The following is a 22738-nucleotide window of genomic DNA, read 5'->3' as shown; positions in this document are numbered from 1 at the left end:
TCTAGGCTGCTGCACGCACCCCGCGCAGCCCCAGCCAGTGCCGCGCCCCCGGCAGGTGCACCAGCACCAGCCGCTCGACCGCCAGCACCGCGAGCAGGCTGATCCCCATCAGCGGCAGGAACAGGCCCAGGGCGATCAAGAGCGCGAAGAAGGCGAGCGCCGCCGGCCGCGGCTCGCCCGCGCGCGGCGCGCCGAGCACGCCCTCGGGTCGCCGGCGCCACCATAGCACCACGCTGCTCACCGCGAGCAGGATCAGCCCCAGCGCGGTCAGCAGGTTGAGCAGCTGGTTGAGCCAGCCGAACGCCTGCCCCTCATGGATCGCAACGCCATAGCCGACCAGCCGATCGACCAGCCGCCGCTGCGCGAAATCCTTGCGCGAGAGGAGCTTGCCGGTGTCGCCGTCGAGCGTCAGGTCGGTGCGCAGCGGGCGATTGGCGGCATCGGACTTGGCGGTCCAGGGCTGGCCGGGGCCGGCCGGCGGCGAGACCAGCACCGGCGTCGCCAGCCGCAGCGGGCCGAGCGTCGCGATCAGCCGGTCGAGCGGGACATAGGAGACCGCCGGGTGCGCCATCGCCATGCCGTGATGCTCGGCATGCTCGCCCATCATCGCGCGGGTGCCGGCATCGGCGGCGGCGCGCTGGCGGAGCTCGTCGGCGCGGCCGGTGGTCCAGTCCTGCTTGACGGGGTGGCCCTCCACCACCCCGCGCACCGCCTTGAGATAGCCGCCCCAGCTCTTCGCCCAGGGCAGCCCGGAAATTAGCAGGAACAGCGCGAAGGCCGAGACCCAGAAGCCGGTCACCGCATGGAGATCGCGCCAGAAGCGCCGCCCGCCGGCGGTCAGCCGCGGATAGACGATGCCGCCCAGGCCCCCGCGGCGCGGCCACCACAGGAACAGGCCGGAGAGCAGCATCACGATCGTCCAGGAGGCCGCCAGCTCGACCAGATACGAGCCCGGCGTCCCGGCGAGCAACTCGCCGTGCAGCCGGAACACCACCCGCATCAGCCGCTGGTCCTCGTCGACGGTCTTGAGCACCGCCAGCGTCTGGGGATGGACATAGACGCGTGTCTCGTCCTGCCCCTTGCCGACGATGATCTGCACCCCCTGACGGTCGGTCTCGGGCAGCTGATAGCGGTGGAGCACCGATCCCGGCACCGCCCGCACTGCCGCCGCCGCCTGTTCCGCCGCCGAAGCACGCGGGCCGGTGATGGCGAGATTGGCATAGGGCGCGTCGATCAGCGCCTCGACCTGCGGGCGGAACAGGTAGATCGAGCCGGTGACCGCCAGCCACAGCACGAAGGGAATGCAGAACAGGCCGGCATAGAAATGCCAGCGCCACACGGTTGCGGTGTTCGGCCAGCGCCGACGACGGGAGTGTTGCATCTGTCCCTCCCCCTCAGAACCGGGCCTTCACGCCGGCATAGACCGTCCGCGGCTGCCCGGCGTAGACCGAGCCGGTGGTGTTGGCGAGCACCGATGCCGGGTTCTCTGCGCCTGAGGCCGCGAGGCTGTTCGAAATGACCGAGGCGGCGCCCACATAGGTGGCGTCGAACAGGTTCTGCACCGAGGCGTAGAAGCTCAGCCGCGACAGCGGTCCGCTTCCATTGGGGGGGGCGTAATGCAGGTTCAGGTTGACCAAGGTCGCCGACGGCATCGCCAACAGGTTGCTGTTGTCGACGAAGAAGCGGTCGCGATAGCCGAGCTCGGCAAAGCCGCCCAGGCCCTGCAGCGGCCCTGCCGGCTGGTCATAGCCGGCGCGGACATTGAGGAAATTGGGGATCACCCCCGGAATCGCCTTGCCGTTGCGATCGAGCAGCTTCGACACGGTGCCGGCGGTCAGCCGCTCCTGGAAGTCGGTATAATATTGGTCGTTATAGCTGTAGCTCGCGTCGAGCTTGGCACCCGGCAGCAGGCCCGGCAGCGGCTTCCAGCTCACCCCCAGCTCGATGCCGCGATGCACCGAGCGCGGCACGTTCGAGGTGTAGGCGAGCAGGTTCACGCCGGCCGATTGGCTGACCAGCTCGTTGGTAAACCATTCGTAATAGCCGGTCAGCTCGGCCTTGAAGGTGCTGCCCAGTGCCACCTTCGCGCCGAGATCGACGCCAGTGTTGCGCGGCGCCTTGAGGCTGGCGTTGTTGCCCGCGACGCCCGCCGGCGTGACGAACAGGTTGCCGGCCTGGGGGATGCCGTAGCCCGTCCCTACCCGCGCATGCAGCCGCACCGCGTCGACCGCCTGCCAGAACAGCGCCGCCTCGGGGGCGACGTTGGTGAAGTGGCGATCGGCGGGAATGAAGGCGAGCACCGGGTTCGCGCCGACCGGGTAGCTATAGGCAGTCTGGCGGACGTCGAGGATCGAGCGCTCGGCTCCGATCCCGGCGATCGCCTGCAGCCGGCCGGTAAGCTGCAGTTCCTCGCGCGCGCGCACTCCCACGTTCCGCACGTCGCCGAACACCGTCTGGGTCAGCGCGCCGAAGCCGTTGCGGCCGGCGGGGGTCTTGTTGAAGCTGTAGCTCTGGTTGTCGAGATAGTTGTAGAAGACGCCCACAAAACTGGTGGTTTCCATCCCGGCGATCCGGCCGTGATGGGTCACGTCCGAGGTGATGTTATAGCTGTCGAGCGTGCCCTTGAACGGGGTCGCGCTGGTCGGCTGGTTGACCACGCGGCTGTCGAAGGTCGCCTGAGTGCGCCAGGTGGTGTTGGGGCCCAGATCATGCTCGTAGCGGGTGCCGATGATCGTCCGGCGATCGTTGCGGGCAAGATTGCCCTCGTCCGCCGTCTGGGAGATACGCGCGCCGTTGATGCCGTTGACCAGCACCGAGATGGTGCCGCAGCCGGGCGCTGCGGTCGCCGCCGCCTGGCAGCCCTGCTGATAGGGATTGGTCAGATACTGGTTGTACGAAAGCCGGGTCGAAAGGCGGAAATCGCCTTCGTTGTAGATCAGCTTTACCGCGACACGATCGCCGCTGCCGAGTTCGAACCTGGCCAGCGCGTTGAGCGTCCCGGTCTCGTAGCCGGTATGCCCCGTGGCGCCGTCGCCGCGGACATAGCTGCCGAACACCGCGATATCGTGGCCGGAGGTCGCATGCCCGATCGTCGCATAGAGATTGGCATAGCCGTCGCCGCCCGCGTCGAACCCGGCCTCGACGCCCTGGATCTCGCGGCCCGAACGGGTGCGGAAGTTGACCGCGCCGCCCAGCGCGTAGTTGCCGTAGCGCGCCGAGGAGGGCCCGCGCACCACGTCGACCGCGCCATAGGCATGCGGGTCGGTGAGGTCGAAGCGGGCGAGGCCATCGGGCTGGGTGACGGGGAAATCATCCTCGAACACCTGCAGGTTGCGCGCGCCGAAACCGTTGCGCGCATTCGAGCCGCGCACTGAGACGCCCACATCGCGCGGGCCGTTGCCTTGGGTGACCGCGATGCCGGGCGAGAGCCGGACGATGTCGGCGATGGTCGTCGCGGGCGTGTTGCGGAAGGCGGCGGCGGCGACCGTCGTCACCGTCTGGCCGCTCACCCCTGTGGTGAGCGGCAGCGCCTTGCCGGTGACGAAGATCTCGTCGGTACCGGGCGGGGCGATGGCCGGCGGTGCGGCTTGCGGCTTCGGGGGGGCAGCATCGAGCCTGGCCAGTTCGGCATCGATCGCCGCGCGCTGGCGGAGCAGTTCGGCACGGCGTGCGTCATCGGAGGTCTGCGCGGACGCTGCAGACGCGCACAGGACGGCCGAGACGGCCGCCGAAAACAAGAGCTTGGACATGAAATCTTCCTGATCCGGGTGCGCCCGCGCGACAGCGCGAACGCATCAAAGGGCAACGGGGGATCAGGCGGCGCGCGGTGGCCCGCGCAGCGGTGGACGCAGATAGACGCGGACGATCGCAGGGAGGACCCTCGCGGTGCGGATCGCGCGTTCGAGGACGAAGGCGATCGCCAGCGCGAGCAGCGCCGGGTCGACCGCGGCGAGGCCCGGCATCGCGAGCCCGGCAAAGGCGCACGGCATCTCGGTCTTGGGCTGGTGCTCGTCGGGGCTCGAGCGATCTTCCCGCATCGGGATCGCCACCGCCATCGTCTTCGGCCCGTATCCCGAGCAGAAACCGAGCACGATCGTGCCGCCCGACTGCATCGGCATGAACCCGGCCGGCAGCACCGCCTTCATCAGCAGCGCGGCCGCGATCAGGCAGCCGCACAGCAGGCGATGCTCAAGCAGGAGGCGGCGCAGGACGGACACGAGGCTCGAGCTATCCGGTAGCGAACGATTTGTCGAACGCTTCCAGATGGGCCTGGTGGTCCGTGCGGGAACGGGCGTCAGCCCCGGTCGCTCGCCCTGGCCTCGATCCATGCCGCAGCGGCGGAGAGGCGTGCCCGCACGCGCTCCGGCCCCATCACCGTCATCACCTCGAACAGATCGGGCGTGTTGGGCTTGCCGGCCAGCGCCAGGCGCAGCACGCCCGCGATGGCGCTGAACTGGCCCTGATAGCGCTCCGGCTCGGCCTTGTACGCCTTGCCGTTGGCAGCATAGCCATGCTTCTCGCCGATGCCGCGGACCCATTCCAGCCACGCATCGCGATCGATCGTCGGGTCAAAGCCCTCCGCCACTTCGCGCAGGATCGCCGCCAAGCCGGGCGCGAGCGCATCCCAAAGCGCCTGGTTGGCCTCATCGCGCGGCACGAAGAGATCATCGAAGAAATAGGCCGTGTCGCTCGGCACGTCGGACCATTTGACGATGTCCTTGCGCGCCCGCGCCGCGCCGCGCTCAATGCTCAGGATCGCCCGGACATAGTCGGCATGCGCGGCGAGCCGCTCCGCGAAGGGCTGGTCGTGGACCTGCGCCCAGGCCAGCGCCGCGTCATAGACCTGCGCCGCGGTCATCGCACCGATCACCTCGCGGCTGATGCTCGACAGCTTGACCAGATCGAACAGCGCGCCGCTGCGGTTCAAGCGCTCCACCTGCAGCGGGAAGCTCTCCGAATCCGCGGTCGGGTTGGCCTTGCGCCAGTCCTCGAACTTGCCGTCGGCGAGGTTGAGCAGATATTCGATTACCGCCTGGCGCGGATAGCCTTCGACCGAATACCATTCGACCGCAGCTTCCGGATCATGCCGCTTGCTGAGCTTGCGACGCGACGACCCGACATTCTTCTCGATCGGCGCGATATGCGCATAGCGCGGCCGCTGCCAGCCGAGCAGATCGAACAGCTGGGCATGGACCGGGTAAGACGACAGCCACTCGTCGCCGCGGATGACGTCGGTGGTGCCCATCAGGTGGTCATCGACCACATGCGCGAGGTGATAGGTCGGTAGCCCGTCCGCCTTGAGCAGCACGATGTCCTGGTTGTTCGCCGGCACGTTGAGCTTGCCGCGGATCAGGTCGGGCAGCTCGACGCGGCCGTTGCCCTCGGCCGCCGGGGCCTTGAGCCGAATGACGAAGCTGCGGCCCTCGGCCAGCGCCGCCTGCACGTCCGCGAGGCTGCGGTTCCGCCAGATCGCCCAGCTGCCATAATAGCCGGGCGGGATCTTGCGCAGATTCTGCTCGGTGCGCATCGCCTCCAGTTCCTCGGGCGTGGCGAAGCAGGCATAGGCATGGCCGCGCACGAGCAGCTCGCGCACCACGCTCTGGTAGAGTTCCTGGCGCTCGCTCTGGCGGTACGGGCCATAGGCGCCGGTCTCGGTGCCGGCCAGCGAGGGGCCCTCGTCGAACGCGATGCCGAAGTCGTTCAATGCACCGAGGATCAGCTCGACCGCGCCGGGCACCTCGCGCTTGCGATCGGTATCCTCGATGCGCAGGTAAAACAGCCCGCCCGACTGGTGCGCGGTGCGCTCCGAGATCAGCGACACATAGAGGCCGCCGATATGAATGAAACCGGTCGGGCTCGGGCCGAATCGCGTAACGCGCGCGCCCTCGGGCAGCGACCGCGCCGGATAGCGCTGGTGGATCTCATCCATCGACAGCGTGGCCGACGGGGTCAGCACCGCGAGGGGAAGCGCAGTTTCGGAAGTTGGATCGGTGGTCGATGACACGCGCGGAGACTTTCAAGAATTCGGTGGGGTCGCCAGATCGATCGCCTGGGCGGCTGGCGTCGACACGCCTCCTATCGCCTTCTCCGCCGGACGGGAAGTACCCCCTTCCCCGCCCGCGCCCGCCTCCGTCCATCCGCCGCCGATACTTCGGTTGAGCCCGGCGATCGCCGCCAGCCGCCGGAACCGGAGATCCGATGCGTCCAGCCGCCCCGCCAGCAGCGCACGCTCGGCATCGAGCTGCTCGAGATACGAGGCATAGCCCGCCTGATAGCGGCGACGCGCGGCGCGATAGGCCTGCTCCAGCGCCGCCACCTGCTGCTGCGCGGCCGCCGTCTCCTCCGTGACGTAGCGGACCGAGGCCATCGCGTCCTCCACCTCGCGGAACGCCTGGAGCACCGCTGCCTTGTAGGCATAGGCCGCCGCGTCGCGTCGCGCCGCCGCCGCGTCGCGGCCCGCACGCAAGGCACCGCCCTGGAAAAGCGGGGCGAGCACCGATCCGCCCAGCGCGAACAGCGACACCGGATCGGCGAGCACCGTCGATGCCACGCCGCCGGCGCTCCCCGCCAGCTGCAGCCGGGGCAGGAACGCGGCGCGGGCCGCGGCGAGGCGATGGTCCGCCGCCGCCAGCCGGCGCTCCGCCGCGGCGATGTCCGGGCGCTGCCGGACCACCTCGGAAGGCAGCGCCGCCGGTACGTCGGGGACGCCCGCCACCGCCTCGCCGGCAGACACGATGTCGGTCGGCGGGATGCCCAGCAGTTGCGCCAGCGCATCTTCCTGCACCGTGCGCGCGAGCAAGGTCGAGGGCACCAGCCGCGCCGCCGCCTCCAGCGCCGCTTCCGCCTGCTGATCCTCCAGCCTGGAGGCATAGCCCGCATGGAAGCGACGGCCGATCAGGTCGCGCTCCTGGCGCCGCTCCTCGACGGTCTGCCGCACGATCGCCAGCCGGGCATCGGCGGCACGCAGGTTGAGATAGGCTTCCACCACCGTCGCGATCAGCACGATGCGCAGCGCATCGCGGGCATCCTGGCTGGCGAGCCACGCGTCGCGCGCCGCCTGGGTCGACTGGCGGAGCCTGCCGAACAGATCCACCTCATAGGCCAGGTCGAGTTCGCCCTGCCCGCGCTGCTGATCGACCCCGATCCCGAACGGATTGAGGCTGCGCGAAGTGCCCCCCGTCGCGCCGAGCGCAGCGCTCGGCTGGGCGACGGCGGCGGTGCCGCGCAGTTGCGCGCGGGCCCGCTCGATCCGCGTGACCGCGATCCGCAGGTCCAGGTTTCCGGCCAGCGCCCGCGCCACCAGCGCGTCGAGGGCGGGATCGTGAAAGCCGCGCCACCAATCCGCAGCAACCGGTCCCGCGCCGCCTCCGCCGCGCCAGCCCGCAGGGATCGTGACGGCCGCATCGCTGGGCGCCGGGTGCTGCGGGCCCGCGCAGGCGTGGAGCAACAGCAGCGCTGCCAGGCCGTCCGCGCGCTTCATCGGCCGCTTCCCGTTTCGACGCGCGTTTCCACCGACAGGCCGGGCCGCAGCCGCGCCGCCAGCGCCTGGCCGGGATCGATCGTGATCAGAATGCCGATCCGCTGCGGCACCTTGACGAAATTGCCGGTCGCATTGTCGGGCTTGAGCACGGCGAACTCCCAGCCGGTGGCCGGGGCGATCCGGGCGACATGCCCGGTGAGATGCGCGCCCCCGAGCGCGTCCACCCGGAAGCGCACCGGCTGACCGGGGCGCATGCGGCTGGTCTGCGCCTCCTTGTACAGCGCGATGATCCAGCGATCGGGGGGCACCAGCTCCATCAGCGCGGTGCCGTTGGTGACATATTGGCCGCGGCGGACATGGATCTCGCCGAGCTGCCCGTCCTCGGGCGCGCGGATCACGGTGTGGAGCAGGTCTATCTCGGCGAGGCGGAGCTGGGCGCGCGCCGCTTCGACCTGCGCGGCGAGGCCGTCGCGCCCGACCTCCACGGTGCGCAGATCCTCCAGCGCCACCCGGCCGCCCGCGGTCGCCCGGCGCACCGCCGCTTCCGCCTGGGCAAGCGCCGCCGCCGCCTGGTCGCGCTCGCGCAGCGAGATCGAGCCGTCGACCGCGAGATCGCGCGCGCGCGCCATGTCCGCCTTGGCGCGGACCAGCTGCGCCACCGCCTCGGCTGCAGCGGCATCCTGCCCGGCGATGTCCGCCGCACGCGCCGATCGCGCCTGCCGGCTGTTCGCGAGCGCGGCGAACTGCGCGTCGAGATTGGCCTGCGCCTGCGCCACCCGCGCGCGGTAGATCGCGTCGTCGATCAGGACGAGCACCTGCCCCGCCTTCACGGGCTGATAGTCGCGGACCAGCACCTGCGCGACATAGCCGCTCACCTGCGGCGCGATCACCGTGGTGCGGCCGCGGACCAGCGCATTGTCGGTCTTCTGCGCGCTGCCCGACAGCGGCCCGATGCCCCAGATCTGCAGGATCGCAGCGATCGCGACGAGCAGCGCGAGGGCACACAGCGCGGTGACGATCGGCCGCGGGCGTGGCGGATGCCACACCGTCTCGGCTGCGGCGGCGGGCGCGGCGGGCGGCGAAGTCGGCTGGGTCATGCGGCGCCTCCGGCGGGCGGCGTGGCGCGCAGCCGCCGCATTTCCTGTTGGAGGATGACGAGGGCGAGGAACGCCGCCAGCCCGAGCGCGAGCAGCGTGACCACCCAGAAGGTGTCGTTGAAGGCGAGGATGTTCGCCTGGTTCTGCAACGCGGTGCCGAGACGCGCGCGCGCTTGCGTGGCGGCGGCACCGGGATCGGCAAGGAGCGGCGCGAGCTGCCCCGCCCCGGCCGCGATCCGCTGGGCGGCGAGCGGATCGCCCTGCGGCATGGCATCCGCCAGGATCTCGGCATGCACCCGCGCCCGAATCATCTGGAGGCTGCCGAGCAAGGCCGCGCCGGCCAGTCCGCCCAGATTCTGGGTGGTGCTGAACAGCACGACGAAGCTCACCAGGTGCGTCGGCCCGCGCTCGAGCACGCGGCCGATGCCGAACAGCAATGCCGGGCCGAGGAAGAGGACGGTGCCGAGGCCGAGCAGAGACTGGCTCACCATCAGCTGGGTCGCGCGGGTATCCGAGGTCGAATGGGTGTCGAGCCACGCTCCCAGCGCGATGACCAGGGCCGAGCACAGCATCATCGGCAGCGCCCGATCCGGCCGGGCCAGCCACGCCGCCAGCGCGATGCCGCCGATCATCGCCAGCAGCACCACGGCGAAGAGCCCGTGCATCTGGTCGTTGGTCAGCCCGCCCAGCGCCAGCAGGCCCACCGCCGCATAGGTCTGCTCGGTCAGCGCGATCCGCACGACGAGCGAAATGCCGGCGATCAGCAGGATGTCGGCGGTGCCAAACCAGCGGACCTGGAGCAGCGGCTGTGCGCGGCGATCCTCGATCAGCAGGACGAGCCCGAGCAGCAGCAGCGCGCCCGCGAACATCCAGCCGAGCCAGGGCGCGTCGCTCCACCAATAGAAGCGGCCGAAGGCGAGGCCCGTGCAGCCGAGCAGCATGCCGGCCATGGCCAGCGTGATGGTGAGGGCGTCGAGCGGCTGGAATACTTTGCTGCGATCGGTGGGCGGCAGCGGCCGCAGCGTCGTCAGCGCCCAGGCGGCGAGCGCGAGCGCGAGTTCGATCCCGTGCACGCCGGCCCAGTGATCGGACGCGACGCGGTCGAGCGGCACCATCCGCGCGATCGGGATGGCGAGCTGCGGCAGGCTGAAGCCGACGACCACTGCCATCGGCCGCATCCGGATGGGAAAAACTTGGAAGACGCTGTAGAGCCCCATCGTCGTCAGCCCGCCCGAGGCGACGCCGCTGATCGCCCGCGCGAGCACCGTCGTGCCGGTAGAGGGGAAACACAGCGCGATCAGTTCGCCGAGGATCAGCGTGCCGAGGATCGCGTGCAGGCAGGCCGGGATGCCGAACTGCATCCGCGCCCGGACCAGCAGCAGATTGGCCGTGGCGTTGAACGCGACGAACACCGCGAGGAGCAGATTGGCCTCCGCCACGTACAGGCCCATGTTCCCGGCCATCACGTAGAGATTGGTGGTGATCAGCGCATTGCCGAGCCCGCTCGCCAGCGCCAGCACCGCGCCCGAGATCGCATAGACGACGCGGTCGCCGCTCGACAGGCGCGGCGAATAGGGCGCGCCGGGAAAGAGCGGCCGCTCCTCCGGCGCGAAGATGTAGCGGCGCTCCGCCATGATGTGCACGGCCCTCCCATATGGCGCCGCCGGTACGGTCGGTCAGCACGTCCCCGCCACTCTCCGCGAGACGCTCATGCGATCCAAGCTATCCCTGGGTTTGCCCTGTGGTTCCGAAGCGCCCCCCAACCGGAAAAGGCGACGCCAGCGTTGCCGCTCAAATCTTTGGAAAGCGCCGGGTTTGCATCGCGACCGAAGGCTGCGCGGCGGGAGAAGGTTTCATCGGAGGGCCACGTTGCGGACGCGCCGGCTTCGGCCGAAGACGAGGTGTCGTCCCGGCACGGCCGCGACGGGCGCCGGACCGGCGACGCGCACCCTGGCGGCCTTCCTCAACGCCGGGCGATTGTGGCGGGCGCTGACGGCAGAGCCCCCCCCAACCCACGCCGCAAAGGCTGGCGGATTTTGCTGAATGCCCCCGAAACGCACAGGAAGCGAAACCGAAACCCCGCCCGTCCGAAGTAACGCATAGCATGCAATGCACGACACCGGGTTACGGCAATGTATAACTGAGCCGTTTGCACGCATCCTCCATGTCATCCGTAACCAAATTTCCTCCCAGCGCGGCATTACGCTTCGCGGAGTTGAAACGCGTACATTTGATAGCGCGGGATCAATTCGCGCAGTACTTCCCTTTCGCTCGGCGAGGAACGATCATGCCCACCAAGTCCGTCATTCTGTTCGAGAGCACATTGGGCCGCATGCTGCGATCCGCGAGGGGCGGCGCTGTCCACGATTCGCTCGACGCAATCCCGCTTACATGGTCCGCGAACATGCCAGACCCGGTCCGCGAAGCACTGTTGCAGCGGCCGGTACTCAACAACCAGGTGCAGTTGCTTCTGGCGGAGGAAGTTCGGCGGATCGTGCTGACGCGCATCGGGCCGATGGTCGGCCCGCACACCGTCGAGAGCGGTAACATACGCAATGCGGTCGAGCGCCTGATGCTCGCGGAGCTTCCCGTCCTGCAACGGCGCGTGAACGACGTGATCGCCGCAAGCCTCAAAACATCTGCGGCATGGGACGCATATCGGGTCGACAGCAAGAAGGAAGTCGCGCGCGTCGGCCTGACGCTGATCTTCCTGGCGGCCGGCGTTGCTGCCGCACCGCCCACCGGGGGCGCGTCGCTCGTGCTGGCGGTGATCAGCACCGTTCGCGGCCTCACCGACGCCGTCAAGAAGTTCACCGAGACCTACCGGTCCGCCGAGGAGAGTCGCGAGCGGGTTCTCCTCGAGATCCGCAAGCTTCGCGAGATGTACCAGAAGAGTCCTGCGCTCGGCCGAACGGTGCAGCTGGGGGGCGCGGTCGCCCACGCGCTCACCATCGGCAAGATGCTGGCGCTGGGGCAGCACGACTTTCTACCGGGCTTTGCCCGAATCAAGACCGAGCTGAATGCCTATAAGGGCAAAGTCGGTCATCTCGGCGAGCATTCGGAACGTCTCGCGCGCAAGCTGTACGACATGATCGAGGAAATCGACGCCCATATCGACGCCCATGGCGAAGAGACGGCGTCCGGCGCGCGGCTGGTAGCGCTCCGCAACAAGGTCACTGCGCTGCTCGAGTTCGGCGTCACCGGCCGCAGGCACGGGTTGCGCGGCACGTTCACCATCACCGAGGCGTGGCAGAAATGTCAGCGCGAGATGGCGCAGATCGCGGCGGTCGAACGCGCGTTCAGCGACTTGAAGGCGCTGGATTCCCGCGAGAAAGCCGTGCTCCTGGCGGACCGCGCGCTCACGCTGTTGACCAATGCGGGTGTAGGCGCGGCGAGCTATAATGCGGCAATGGCGCTTCCCCACGCGGCCGGCAGCGGAGCGGTGGAAGACGCGCTTCGCCTGACACAGAGCGGCCAGCCATCCGGTGGCGGCATCGCCGCATTTTCGCTGGGTTTCATGCGGCAGTTCATGAGCCTGTTCAAGGATGCGCATGCGCTCGCCAAGGAGCTTGGGATCGTGAACGCCGCATCGACGGACATCAGTGCCGAAGCGAAGGCCATCGAGGCGAGCTTCAACGGATTGCTGGCGCAGCCACCGGAACCGCGACTGCCGTCGGCGACACTGGCGGAGGCCAGCCGTGCACGACGGCCCTTGCCGCCGCCGCCTCTCGGACGGGACAAGGCCCTGCCCCCGCTTCCGACGATGACCAGTTCCCATTCGGCTTCGTCGTTGCAGCCGCCGGCACACACCTATCCGCCGCGGCTCAACGCGACCTCCTCGCCTATCGATCGGCCTTTACCGCCCCGACCACGGCGGTGAGCCCTGCCAGGCGCGCGGATCGCCGGAGCCGCGTAGCGGGGGATCGGTACCTTGGTGGCGGAAGCTGTTCCGATTTCGCAGGTCGCGTCCGCCGCTATTGGAAGTAGACGGCCGGGCTGGATCGCGCGGTGCATCGCGCGGTGCATCGCGCGGTGCAGCGGCAGGATGGGATCTCGGTCGTACCGTGGCAATTCATCGTTGACGCGCCACGCCCACAGGTTCTCCGCCAGAACAGAAGCCCCTGATCGGCCACCGCTTCATGTTAGCGCTCACAATTTAACCGGTTACATTCTCGCCTTGATATCTCAACTTGTTTTTCTCATAGTTTGAAAAAGCAAAATAATTTCCGCCAACGAGCGGTGATGTTTCAAATGGGAGAGGAACGCGTCATGTCAACGTCGCTAAAACTATGCCTGCTGCTCGGCAGCGTGCTGTCGGGGGCCCCCGCGTTCGCGCAGACCGGATCGGCCCCGATTCTCGCCGCACGGGGGGCGCAGAACCAGACGCCGCCGTCGGCCGCGGTGGGACAGGATAGCGCCGCCTCCGCCCCGGATGGCACCACCGACACTCGCGACGAGATCGTCGTCACCGGCATCCGCGCCAGCCTCAGTTCCTCCGCGCAGGTGAAGCGGGAGGCCAACCAGATCGTCGACTCCATCAGTGCGGTGGATGTCGGCAAGTTCCCGGATGCAAATATTGCCGAATCGCTCCAGCGCATTACCGGCGTGGCGATCGACCGTTCGGGCGGCGAAGGCCAGTTCATCACGGTTCGCGGCCTCGGCCCCGAGTTCAATACCGTACTGGTCAATGGTCGCGTCATGGCGACCGACAATGCCGGCCGGGAATTCTCGTTCGACGTCCTCTCGTCGAACATGATCCAGCGCACCGATGTCTTCAAATCGAGCGTGCCCGAGCTGCAGGAAGGCGGCATCGGCGCGACGGTCAATATCGTGACGGCCCGACCGCTCAAGGGCCCCGGCGGCTTCCAGGCCGCCGCGCAGATCGGCGGCATCTATGATCGCTCGCGCAAGAATGTCTCGCCGGACCTTGCTGCGACCGTCTCCTACGCCAACCCGGACAAGACCTTCGGCGTACTGCTCGCGGGCTCGTACACCAAGCGCAAGAGCCAGACGGACACGATCGCCATCGACGGCTGGATCAACGGTCGCCCGAACATCGTGCAGTCGATCGGCGGCGTGCCGACGATGATCACCGGCAGCGACCCGCGCTACCCGGTCACCGGCAACGCCAACCTGCCGCAGAGCCTCTACTATCAGCGCGCGCAGGAGGAACGCGAGCGGATCAACGTCTCCGGCGCAGTCCAGTTCAAGCCCAGCGACACCCTCGAGATCACCGTCGACGGCATCTACTCGCGCTTCAACATCTCCGGCGTAACGCGTCGCCTCGACAACTTCATGGCCGCGCCCTATTTCCAGCCGACCTTCGACGGCACCAACACCGCCACCAGCCTGACCATGCTGGGGCGCGACTTCATCGCCCAGAATCCGCAGTTCCTGGCCGCGAACCCGGACCTGACCAACAACGGCGTCAACGCCAAGGTCGACCACGTCTACAACACGACCAACCGCAAATCGGACAGCTATCAGATCGGCGCCAACCTCAAGTGGAACCCGGCGGACAACATCGAACTGCGCTTCGATGCCTCCACCACCGGCGCCAATCGGCGCTCGCCCAACGCCTATCTCGTCTATGGCGCGCTGCTGCCGTACAATTACGATTTCAAGCTGGACGGCGGCAACGGCATCCCGTCGATCTCGTACGACAACAACATCATCAACAATGCCGATTTGATGCGCCTGCACTATATGGGCATCGACGCCAACCGCTCGCGCGATCGCGGATCGGAATATCATTTCGACACGAAGTTCGACGTCGACGACTCGATCCTGCGCAACGTCATGGTCGGCCTGTCCTATACCGAGCGGCGCAAGATCAACCGCTCGTTCAACAACAGCGATACGAGCTGCACCTATTGCGGCTATCAGGTGCCGATCGCGCAGGGTCTGCTGAAGCCCTACCAGTGGAGCGACCTGCTCGGCGGCGGACAGAATATCCCGCCATCGATGTTCGAGGTCGATCCGCAGGCTTTCCTCGCCTATCTGAACGATCCCGCCACGCTCGCCATCCCGTCCAACGGCCGCACTCCGGCGCAGCAGGCGGCGTTCGCAGCGCAGGTGCAGGCGCTCGACGGCGGCCCCTTCGGCGTGCGCGAGCAGTTGCGCGGCACCGTCAACGTGCGCGAGCGGCTCACTGCCGGCTATATCAGCATGCAGTTCGGCAACGATCGCTGGACCGGCAATGCCGGCGTGCGCGTGATCCGCACCCAGGTGCTGTCCTCAGGCTTCGACACGCCGGTGACGAGCATCAACAACACGCCCGGCGACGACACGCTGCAATATACCTATGGCCCCGCGACCGCGATCGCGGTGCGCAGCAGCTACGTCAACGCCCTCCCCTCCGCCAACATCAAGTACAGCCTGACCGAGAAGCTGATCGCACGCGCCGCCTTCTCGCAGACGATCACCCGGCCGACGCTGACCGACCTGGGCGTCAACAACGACTATGGCGGCCGCATCGCGGTGCCGCTGTCGTCGGGCGGCAATCCCAATCTGCTGCCGTTCCGCTCGACCAACTATGATCTGTCGCTCGAATGGTATCTGTCGCGGGTCAGCTACATCAGCGTCGGCGGCTTCTACAAGGACCTGTCCGACTTCCTCGAACTGCAAACGCTGCCGGTTTCGCGTTTCGGCAGGACCTATCAGGACACCCGCACGCGCAATGGCCAGACCGGGACGATCAAGGGCATCGAGGTCGGCGCGCAATATTCGCTGGATGCGCTGGGCGGCTTCGTCGGCGGCTTCGGGGTGACCGGCAACTACACCTATGTCGCCAGCAGCGCCAAGCGCGACCAGACGCTGAGCGATTTCTCCTGCGGCTATAACGGCCTGTCGCCGCATTCGGCGAACGGCAGCGTGTTCTACGAAAAATACGGCATCTCGGCGCGGGTCTCGTACAATTGGCGCTCGGACTATCTGCGCAATTGCCGCGACAGCCAGTCCCGCCCGCGCAACCGCTCGTCCTACGGGCAGCTCGATTTCAACCTGTCCTACGATCTCACGCCCAACTTCCAGGTCTATCTCCAGGGCGTGAACGTGACGAACACGTTGATCGACGAATGGTCGGCCATCGAGGAGCGCTATCTGCTCCAGCAGGAGACCGGCGCGCGCTACAATTTCGGCGTGCGCATCAAGCTTTGAGACGGCGGCGGCGGCACCCGCCGCCGCGCATGTCCGCCCCCGGTACCGGCCGTGGCCCGGCCGGAACCCAAGTTTAAACCCTTGGCTGCCCCGCCGCGACGGCCGGACGCGAATGCCTCCCACGCGTGTTGCCGTTCGACCAGAACATCTTCGACGAGACCCGGAACGCCGTCAGCGGCTTCGAGGCGCTGCTGGAGATTTGCCGCAGCGACCGCACGAAACATCTGAAGTCGCTGGGCGACGCGCCGATCGCCGGGGAGTTCGAGGCGGCCATCCTGCCGGCGCACACGATCAAGAGCGCAGGCCGGATCGTGGGCGTCACCCGCCTCGGTGCCCCGGCGGAAGCGTTGGAAACCCGGCTGCGGACGGGTGGGTACGTGACGATGTCAGTGCGCTACCTCCCCGGCTCCCCGCCTGGTCAAAATAGTCCATCGTCATCGTCATCGTCCCGGCCATCCTTGTCTGGCGACGGCGGCACGCCGTCCGGCGGCGTGATGGCGAAGCGCTGGTGCACCTGTCGCTCGCTCGCCATCGTGTAGGCGCGGGCGAGTTGGTCGAGCAGCGGAGCAAGCAGCGCCGCCGTCGCTTCGTCGGGCATGTCGCACGGCACGCCCAGCAGGGCGAGCTGCTCGGCAGCCTGGCGCAGAAGTGCGCCAAAGTCGGCTTCGCAGTCGATCGTGCGGCTCGTCGTGTCGATGATGCCGGTGACCGAAGCCGCGTGCGCCTCCAGCCCATCCATGCCCGCGCGCATCCGAACGGCACCGTCGTGGATGCAGGCGAGCGACGCGGCGAGCGCTTCCGCAGGATCCACCCCCGGCACCGCATCCGGGTCACGCAGGGCGGATACCGCTGCGACCAGCGTCTCGACCGACGCGCGGATCCCGCCCGACACGGTCGCCAGGGTGGTCGCGAAACCGCGAATCTCGGACGCGACCATCGCCAGCGCCTTACCCTCGTCGCCCAGGCGATAGCAGCGCAGATCGGTGTTCCATGCCATGAGATGCACGTCTTCGTTGACGCGGTGGACGATCCGCAGGCGCGCCGCCAGCCGCTCCGCACTCGCCGAAGTGGACGCGCCGAGGCGCTGGGCGCGGGCATCGGCGTCGCGCAGCTTGGTGGTCACCGCGCGCACGTCTGCCACACTCTGCTCGAGCGCGGCGAGAAAGGCAGCCTTGTCGTCGCCGGCCTGCGCCTTCGCGCCTTCCGCCTTGATCTCGAGCAGCGCGGCGGTGCTGGGCGCGATGCCGGTCAGATTTTCCGCAAGCCGCAGCGAATCGCGGTGGAAATCGGCAATCGCATCGGCCGCCTGCGCCGCGAGAAGGGCAAGGACATGGCCGCTGGCGAGCAGCACCGGGGCTGGATCGGCGGGATCCCCCTGCTGGCGCAGGTCGATCACCGCGCGCAGGCCCAGGGCGATATGTTCGAGCCGCTGGCGGGTGATGTCCCCGATCTGCATGGCACCGATCGCGCCGCCTACCTTGGTGCGGATGTCGCGCGCGACGTCGGCGATCCGCGCCGCGCGGCCGGCATCCTCCACCTGGTGGCGCTGGAGCGCGGCGGCATCGGCGGCGAGCTTGCGCGGCACCTGCGGGATCACCCGCGCACACTCCTCGCCCAGCTGGCTGTCGACCTCGAGCAACGCCGGGATGCTGGCGGTCAGTTGCTCGATGTCGTCGCCGATGCCCGCGATCTCGCGTTCGCCCAGATCGAGTCTCTCGGACATTGTATCGGCGAAGGCGGAAAAGCCGTTCTGACCGGCGGCGGCAACGCGGATATTCAGCCCGCAGATGCGCAGGAAGTCGAGCGTGCGCATCACCTGGCCGAGTTGATGGCGGAGCGGCTGCGCGCCCTTGGCGATCCGCTCCAGCCCCTCGCGCCGCGCTGCCTGGACTTGCGGTAGCCGTTCCAGCCGGTCGGCCGTCGCCTGCATGTTGGCGATTGCGGCTTCTGCGGCGTCACGGCCCAGCGCGTTGAGGACGCTCTCCAGCTCCGCCACCAGCTGCTCGACGATGACATGCGCCTGGGCCAGCGCTTCGCCGGCCGTGACGAACCGGGCATCGAGCCCCGCAGCGATGCGGGTGATGCTCGCCTCGATCGCGGGCAGCGACAGCTCGGCGCCGGGATCGGGTTCGGGAGTGTCGCCGACGTACACGTTAGGCTCCTTTCCCGACGCTTATCGATTGGCCACCGCGAGCAGTTCGCTGGCGATGTTACCGAGCGGGATGACCCGCTCGGCCGCATCGCGTGCGATCGCTTCCTTGGGCATGCCGAACACGACTGAGGTCGCCTCGTCCTGCGCGAAGGTGCGGGCGCCGGCCTGGCGCATCTCGAGCAGCCCGCGCGCACCGTCGTCGCCCATGCCGGTCATGATGATGCCGACCGCGTTCGATCCCGCCGCGCGCGCCGCCGAGCGGAACAGTACGTCGACCGAGGGGCGGTGTCGCGAGACCAGCGGCCCGTCGCGGACAGAGACATAGTAGCGCGAGCCCTGGCGATCGAGCATCAGATGCTTGCCGCCCGGCGCGATCAGCACCTGGCCGCGCAACACCGGATCGCCGTTCGCCGCCTCCTTGACGTCGACCTCACAGAGGCTGTCCAGCCGCTGCGAGAAGGCGCGGGTGAAATGTTCGGGCATGTGCTGGACGATGACGATGCCGGGCGAGTTGGAGGGCAGCGCCTCCAGCACCTCGCGCAACGCCTCGGTGCCGCCGGTCGACGCGCCGATGCACACCACCATCTCGGTCGTGCGGCTCATCGGCCGGTTGTCGGGCGGCGGCAGCATGGCGTCGGCGGTGAGCTTCTTGGGCGGCGCCTCGCTGCGCAACGTCGGCACCGCGGCGCGACCGCGCACCCTGGCGCGCGCCGCCGCCTTCACCACGTCGCGGATCTGGAGATGATGCTCGGCCAGGTGATCGGCCACGCCGTAGCGCGGCTTGAGGATCACGTCGACCGCACCCGCCTCCATTGCCTGGAGCAGCGTTTCCGAGCCCTCCTCGGTCAGCGACGAGCACATTACCACCGGGATGGGGCATTGCGACATCAGCTTCTTGAGGAAGGTGATGCCGTCCATCCGCGGCATTTCGACGTCGAGCGTGATGACGTCGGGCACCGCTTCCTGGATGCGCCGCGCCGCGCTGAACGGATCCGCCGCGGTGCCGATCACCTCGATCGCCGGATCCTCGCTCAGGATCGAAGCCATGGTCTGGCGTACACTCGCCGAATCGTCGACGATCAGCACGCGGATCTTGCCGCCGGTCATGCCTGCTTCCTCTGAAACACGGTGCTGCCCACCGGCGTGAGCGGCAGGCCCATGCCGTGGATGGATTCCGAATGGCCGAGGAACAGGTATCCGTTCGGCGCCAGGCAATCGAGCAGCCGGGTCAGGACGGCGCGCTGCGTTGGCTTGTCAAAATAGATCAATACGTTACGACAGAAAATCAGGTGCATCGGCTCGCCGACCGGATAGCTTTGGTCCATCAGGTTCAAGCGGGCGAAGCCAACCGCGCTGCGCAGCTCCGGGGCGATCCGCACCTCGCGGCGACGGCGATCCTTGGGAAGGCGAACATAAGCGCGTTGCAGCGCCGCCGGCACCGGCGCCAGCATGTCCGCCGGATAGATGCCCTTGCGCGCGGTGGCGAGCACGTCGGTGTCTATGTCGGTCGCCAGGATGCCGAAGTCGAAGCCGCCATAGCGCGCGGCATGATCGTCGAGCACCATTGCCAGCGTATAGGGCTCGGCCCCGACCGAGCAAGCGGCACTCCAACCCCGCAGCGAGCGAACGCCCTGCTCCAACAGCGCCGGCAGCGCCGTCTCCAGCAGAAAATCGAAATGGGCGGGCTCGCGGAAGAAGTCGGTCTTGTTGGTGGTGACGGCGTTGATCAGCAGCGGAGTTTCCGTCGCGGTGAGCGCGCCCGCGAACAGCGCGTCGCAATAGGCGTCGAGCGTATCGATCCCCACTGCGTGCAGCCGCCGCCGCAGCCGCCCCTCCACCATCGTCTTCTTGGGGTCGGCCAGCTTGATCCCGGTGACCTCATAGACATACTGGGCCAGCCGCGCGAAGTTGCGCGCGCTCAGCGTGTCGGCGCGGGCGGCGACAAGGGCCTGGGCGGCGGTCATGCAGCGAGCACCGGCGGGATCAGGCCGCCGCGGCCGGGCGATCGAGCACTCCGGCTTCGTCGGGCGAGAAGATCCGGCCCATTTCGACCAGCACGACGAAGCCTTCGGCGCGCCGGAAGACGCCGCCGATATAGTCGGACGGCCAGTGGACTCCGATATCAGGGGCCGCCTCCAGCTGATCGGTAGCGACGCTGCACACTTCGAGCACCCGGTCGACGACCAGCCCGAGCATCAGTACCCGGTCGCCGATCGGCACGTCGACCACGAGGATCCGCGTGCTGGGCGTCGGCGCGCTGGCGGGCAGGCCGAGGCGGAGGCGCAGGTCCACCGTGGTCACGCCCTGCCCGCGCATGTCGGTGAGGCCCAGCAGATAATCGGGGCCGTTGGGCAGGCGGAAGGTTTCGCGATAGTCGAGGATCTCGCGGACGAGCGAGACCGGCACCGCGAACACTTCCGCCCCCAGGCCAAAGGTGACGATCTGCAGCTCGCCGCCGCTGCTCATGCTGCCTGCACTCCGAAATCGGAGTCGTCCGCATCGGGGCCGCCGCTGTGGAGGTCGAGTGCGAACCCGTGCGCGCGCGCCTGCTGCTCCGCGACCGACGGGCCGCGTGGCGCGGCCTTGGGCGCCTTGGCGGCGGCCCGGCTGCGCGGCGCTTCGGCGGCGCGGCTGCGCGCTGCCTTGGGCACGTCGCGGTGGCTGCCGCCCTGCAGCTGGAAATAGGCAATGCTGGCCTGCAACTCGTCCGCCTGGGCGGCGAGCTCGACCGAGGTCGCCGAGATTTCCTCCGAGGCGCCGGCATTCTGCTGGGTCACTTGGTCGAGCTGCTGGATCGCCTTGTTGATCTGCACCGCACCGATGTCCTGCTCGCGGCAGGCGGCGCTGATCTCGCTGACCAGTTCGGCGGTGCGGCGGATGTCCGGCACCAGCTTGCGCAGCATCTCGCCGGCTTCGACCGCGGCCTTGACCGTTTCGGACGAGACCGAGCTGATCTCGGCGGCGGCACCCTGGCTGCGCTCGGCCAGCTTGCGCACCTCCGAGGCAACCACCGCAAAGCCACGACCATGTTCGCCGGCACGGGCGGCTTCCACCGCGGCGTTGAGCGCGAGCAGATCCGTCTGCCGGGCGATTTCCTGGACGATGCCGATCTTCTCGGCAATCGTGCGCATGGCGCCGACCGCGCGTTCGACTGCCTCGCCGCTGCTTTCGGCGGAGAGCGCCGACTGGCGAGCCATCTTCTCGGTCTGCGCGGCATTTTCGGTGTTCTGGCGGATGTTCGCCGCCATTTGCTCCATCGAGGCGGAGACTTCCTCGGTCGCCGCGGCCTGTTCGGTGGCGCCCTGCGACAGCTGTTCGGAGCTGGCCGAGAGTTCCTGGCTGCCGGAGGCGACCTGTTCGGCCGAAGTGCGGGTATCGGCGATAATCACGCGCAGCCGGTCGATCATGCGGACCAGCGAGGTGCCGAGCATGTCGTTGTCGCACAGCGGCTTGTGCGTGATCGTGAGGTTGCCCTCCGCGATCTTGTTGGCCAGGTCGGCGGTGAGCCGGAGATTGTCGATCAGCAAGTTGATCGCGTCGCGCATACGGCGGTGGTCGCCCTCGCAGGCCATGTCGACCCGCTCGCGCAAGTCGCCCGAACTGACCAGGCCGAGTACGCGATTACCTTCGGTGATCGGGATCATGATCGCGTCGAGCATGCCGTTGATGCCCGAAATCAGCGACGCGAAGTCGCCGACGAAGCGCTTCTCGTTGCCGCGCTCATTGAGCTGGCCGGCGGTGGAGGCAGCGATCAGCCGCTGTACTTCCGCGGTGATCTCGCGCAGGTTCTTCCGGAGCGTCTCGACCGTGTCGTTGATGAAGGCCTTCTTGCCCGGAAACTGATCGAGCGGCGCGTCGAAATTGCCTTCGCCGAATTCCTTGATGCACGCCATCGCCTTCTTCTTCACGGCAATGTGGGCGGCGACCATCTCGTTCACGCCCTTCGCCATCGCGGCGAAGTCACCCGGGAACTTGTTCACGGAAAGGATGACGTCGATGTCGCCCTTCTCGTGCTCCGAGTACATCTGCTGCATCTCGCTGAGGATGCCCTTGAGATTGGAGCGCAGCGTCTCGATGGTATCGTTGATGAACGCCTTCTTGCCTGGCAACTGCTCCAGCTTCGCTTCGAAATCGCCCCGCCCGAACGCCTCGACACAGGCCATAGCCTTCTTCTTCACGGCGATGTGACTGGCGACCAGCGCATTTACGCGCTTTGCGATCGTGGCGAAGCTGCCGTGAAACTCGTCAATGGGCAGCATCACGTCGATATCGCCGCGGTCGTGCTCGGCCTGCATCTCCGCGACACGTTCGTTGAACGCACTCACCGGCCGCACGGCCCTGTCGAGCAGGCCGTTGATCGCGACGAGGATCTCGCGCGTCTGGCCTTTCGTGAGCGAGGGATCGGCCCGCTCGCTGATATCGCCGCGCGCCATCGCGCTTTCCACGCGCGCGAGCTCCGCCAAAACGGTGTTGCCCGCCACGCCGCCAAGAATATTGATCGACATAAACATCCTCTCGTCACTGCTGTTCGACGTAAATTTTGGATCATCGCGAACGCGGATCATCCAGCTTCGGCGTGAATTCTCAGGCGAGCTGCAGCCGGACGCACGACATCGGCGCCGTGGGCCGAACACGGCATCGGCAGCGGAATGCGACTGCGGCTCATGCGCCGACTCCAGCGGTTGCCTTGCCGATGAACGCGGCGAAGATGGCGTGGAGGTCGGGGAGGACGACGACGCCGTCGTCGCGGCGGACCAGGGTGCGGACGAACTGGCGGCGCCAGCGCATGCCGACGGCGGGGGGCTCCTCGCTCGCGCTCTCGGCAAGCGTCGCGACCTCGTGGACCTTGTC

14 protein-coding genes and 2 pseudogenes are annotated in these 22738 nt (G+C 68.1%); 3 read left to right on the top strand and 13 right to left on the bottom strand.

Features of this window, described 5'->3' with window-relative positions; genetic code table 11:
* Position 1 precedes the first annotated feature (1 nt).
* The 7 genes from GGR89_RS14130 to GGR89_RS14100 form a co-directional block, all read right to left on the bottom strand.
* Positions 2-1381 (bottom strand): PepSY-associated TM helix domain-containing protein, encoded by a 1380-nt coding sequence (locus tag GGR89_RS14130; protein WP_125977577.1) that lies wholly within the window; start codon positions 1379-1381, stop codon positions 2-4.
* 13 nt (positions 1382-1394) lie between these two features.
* Positions 1395-3749 carry a TonB-dependent receptor family protein gene (locus GGR89_RS14125; protein ID WP_125977575.1) on the bottom strand — a complete coding sequence of 785 codons (2355 nt, stop codon included), beginning with the start codon at positions 3747-3749 and terminating at the stop codon, positions 1395-1397.
* A 63-nt stretch (positions 3750-3812) separates the two neighbouring features.
* Positions 3813-4217, bottom strand: coding sequence for a DUF2946 family protein (locus GGR89_RS14120; RefSeq protein ID WP_241213442.1), 405 nt, complete (start codon positions 4215-4217; stop codon positions 3813-3815).
* A gap of 77 nt (positions 4218-4294) precedes the next feature.
* Positions 4295-6004: a glutamate--tRNA ligase gene (locus GGR89_RS14115; RefSeq protein WP_206434330.1), complete on the bottom strand. Its 1710-nt coding sequence runs from the start codon at positions 6002-6004 to the stop codon at positions 4295-4297.
* Between the two features lie 12 nt (positions 6005-6016).
* Positions 6017-7480: an efflux transporter outer membrane subunit gene (locus GGR89_RS14110; protein ID WP_167712984.1), complete on the bottom strand. Its 1464-nt coding sequence runs from the start codon at positions 7478-7480 to the stop codon at positions 6017-6019.
* Complete coding sequence (locus GGR89_RS14105; protein WP_125978199.1) at positions 7477-8577, bottom strand: HlyD family secretion protein; 1101 nt, start codon at positions 8575-8577, stop codon at positions 7477-7479. Before GGR89_RS14105 ends, GGR89_RS14110 begins: the two co-directional genes overlap by 4 nt.
* Positions 8574-10220, bottom strand: a complete 1647-nt coding sequence (locus tag GGR89_RS14100) for an MFS transporter (protein WP_209092266.1) — start codon at positions 10218-10220, stop codon at positions 8574-8576. The genes GGR89_RS14105 and GGR89_RS14100 overlap by 4 nt, the downstream gene beginning before the upstream one ends.
* Before the next feature lie 644 nt (positions 10221-10864).
* Here GGR89_RS14100 and GGR89_RS14095 point away from each other — a divergent pair.
* The 3 genes and pseudogenes from GGR89_RS14095 to GGR89_RS22330 form a co-directional block, all read left to right on the top strand.
* Positions 10865-12457: a hypothetical protein gene (locus GGR89_RS14095; protein ID WP_125978197.1), complete on the top strand. Its 1593-nt coding sequence runs from the start codon at positions 10865-10867 to the stop codon at positions 12455-12457.
* A gap of 389 nt (positions 12458-12846) precedes the next feature.
* Positions 12847-15735: a TonB-dependent receptor gene (locus GGR89_RS14090; protein WP_164521780.1), complete on the top strand. Its 2889-nt coding sequence runs from the start codon at positions 12847-12849 to the stop codon at positions 15733-15735.
* A 125-nt stretch (positions 15736-15860) separates the two neighbouring features.
* Positions 15861-16094 (top strand): annotated as a pseudogene (locus GGR89_RS22330) (Hpt domain-containing protein); the annotation flags it as partial.
* A 59-nt stretch (positions 16095-16153) separates the two neighbouring features.
* Here GGR89_RS22330 and GGR89_RS14085 read toward each other — a convergent pair.
* The 6 genes and pseudogenes from GGR89_RS14085 to GGR89_RS14060 all read right to left on the bottom strand — a co-directional run.
* Positions 16154-17887: a hypothetical protein gene (locus tag GGR89_RS14085; protein ID WP_241218082.1), complete on the bottom strand. Its 1734-nt coding sequence runs from the start codon at positions 17885-17887 to the stop codon at positions 16154-16156.
* A 21-nt stretch (positions 17888-17908) separates the two neighbouring features.
* On the bottom strand, positions 17909-18994 hold the full coding sequence (locus GGR89_RS14080) for a protein-glutamate methylesterase/protein-glutamine glutaminase (RefSeq protein WP_125978191.1): 1086 nt from the start codon (positions 18992-18994) through the stop codon (positions 17909-17911).
* Positions 18991-19851, bottom strand: a complete 861-nt coding sequence (locus GGR89_RS14075) for a CheR family methyltransferase (protein WP_125978189.1) — start codon at positions 19849-19851, stop codon at positions 18991-18993. The genes GGR89_RS14080 and GGR89_RS14075 overlap by 4 nt, the downstream gene beginning before the upstream one ends.
* Positions 19852-19870: 19 nt before the next feature.
* Positions 19871-20353, bottom strand: coding sequence for a chemotaxis protein CheW (locus tag GGR89_RS14070; RefSeq protein ID WP_125978187.1), 483 nt, complete (start codon positions 20351-20353; stop codon positions 19871-19873).
* On the bottom strand, positions 20350-22392 hold the full coding sequence (locus GGR89_RS14065; protein WP_241213440.1) for a methyl-accepting chemotaxis protein: 2043 nt from the start codon (positions 22390-22392) through the stop codon (positions 20350-20352). The genes GGR89_RS14070 and GGR89_RS14065 overlap by 4 nt, the downstream gene beginning before the upstream one ends.
* Positions 22393-22549: 157 nt before the next feature.
* A pseudogene (locus tag GGR89_RS14060) lies at positions 22550-22738 on the bottom strand (chemotaxis protein CheW); the annotation flags it as partial.

The sequence above is a fragment of the Sphingomonas trueperi genome, assembly GCF_011927635.1.
Taxonomy (GTDB): Bacteria; Pseudomonadota; Alphaproteobacteria; order Sphingomonadales; family Sphingomonadaceae; genus Sphingomonas; species Sphingomonas trueperi.
Note: the sequence above shows the minus strand (reverse complement) of the source record. Positions and strands in the feature narration are given on the sequence as shown.

Bases quoted from the DNA above. Each gene is read 5' to 3' on its own strand.
- GGR89_RS14130 (WP_125977577.1), bottom strand. From the start codon at position 1,381: ATGCAACACTCCCGTCGTCGGCGCTGGCCGAACACCGCAACCGTGTGG.
- GGR89_RS14125 (WP_125977575.1), bottom strand. From the start codon at position 3,749: ATGTCCAAGCTCTTGTTTTCGGCGGCCGTCTCGGCCGTCCTGTGCGCG.
- GGR89_RS14110 (WP_167712984.1), bottom strand. From the start codon at position 7,480: ATGAAGCGCGCGGACGGCCTGGCAGCGCTGCTGTTGCTCCACGCCTGC.
- GGR89_RS14105 (WP_125978199.1), bottom strand. From the start codon at position 8,577: ATGACCCAGCCGACTTCGCCGCCCGCCGCGCCCGCCGCCGCAGCCGAG.
- GGR89_RS14095 (WP_125978197.1), top strand. From the start codon at position 10,865: ATGCCCACCAAGTCCGTCATTCTGTTCGAGAGCACATTGGGCCGCATG.
- GGR89_RS14090 (WP_164521780.1), top strand. From the start codon at position 12,847: ATGTCAACGTCGCTAAAACTATGCCTGCTGCTCGGCAGCGTGCTGTCG.
- GGR89_RS14080 (WP_125978191.1), bottom strand. From the start codon at position 18,994: ATGACCGGCGGCAAGATCCGCGTGCTGATCGTCGACGATTCGGCGAGT.
- GGR89_RS14075 (WP_125978189.1), bottom strand. From the start codon at position 19,851: ATGACCGCCGCCCAGGCCCTTGTCGCCGCCCGCGCCGACACGCTGAGC.
- GGR89_RS14070 (WP_125978187.1), bottom strand. From the start codon at position 20,353: ATGAGCAGCGGCGGCGAGCTGCAGATCGTCACCTTTGGCCTGGGGGCG.
- GGR89_RS14065 (WP_241213440.1), bottom strand. From the start codon at position 22,392: ATGTCGATCAATATTCTTGGCGGCGTGGCGGGCAACACCGTTTTGGCG.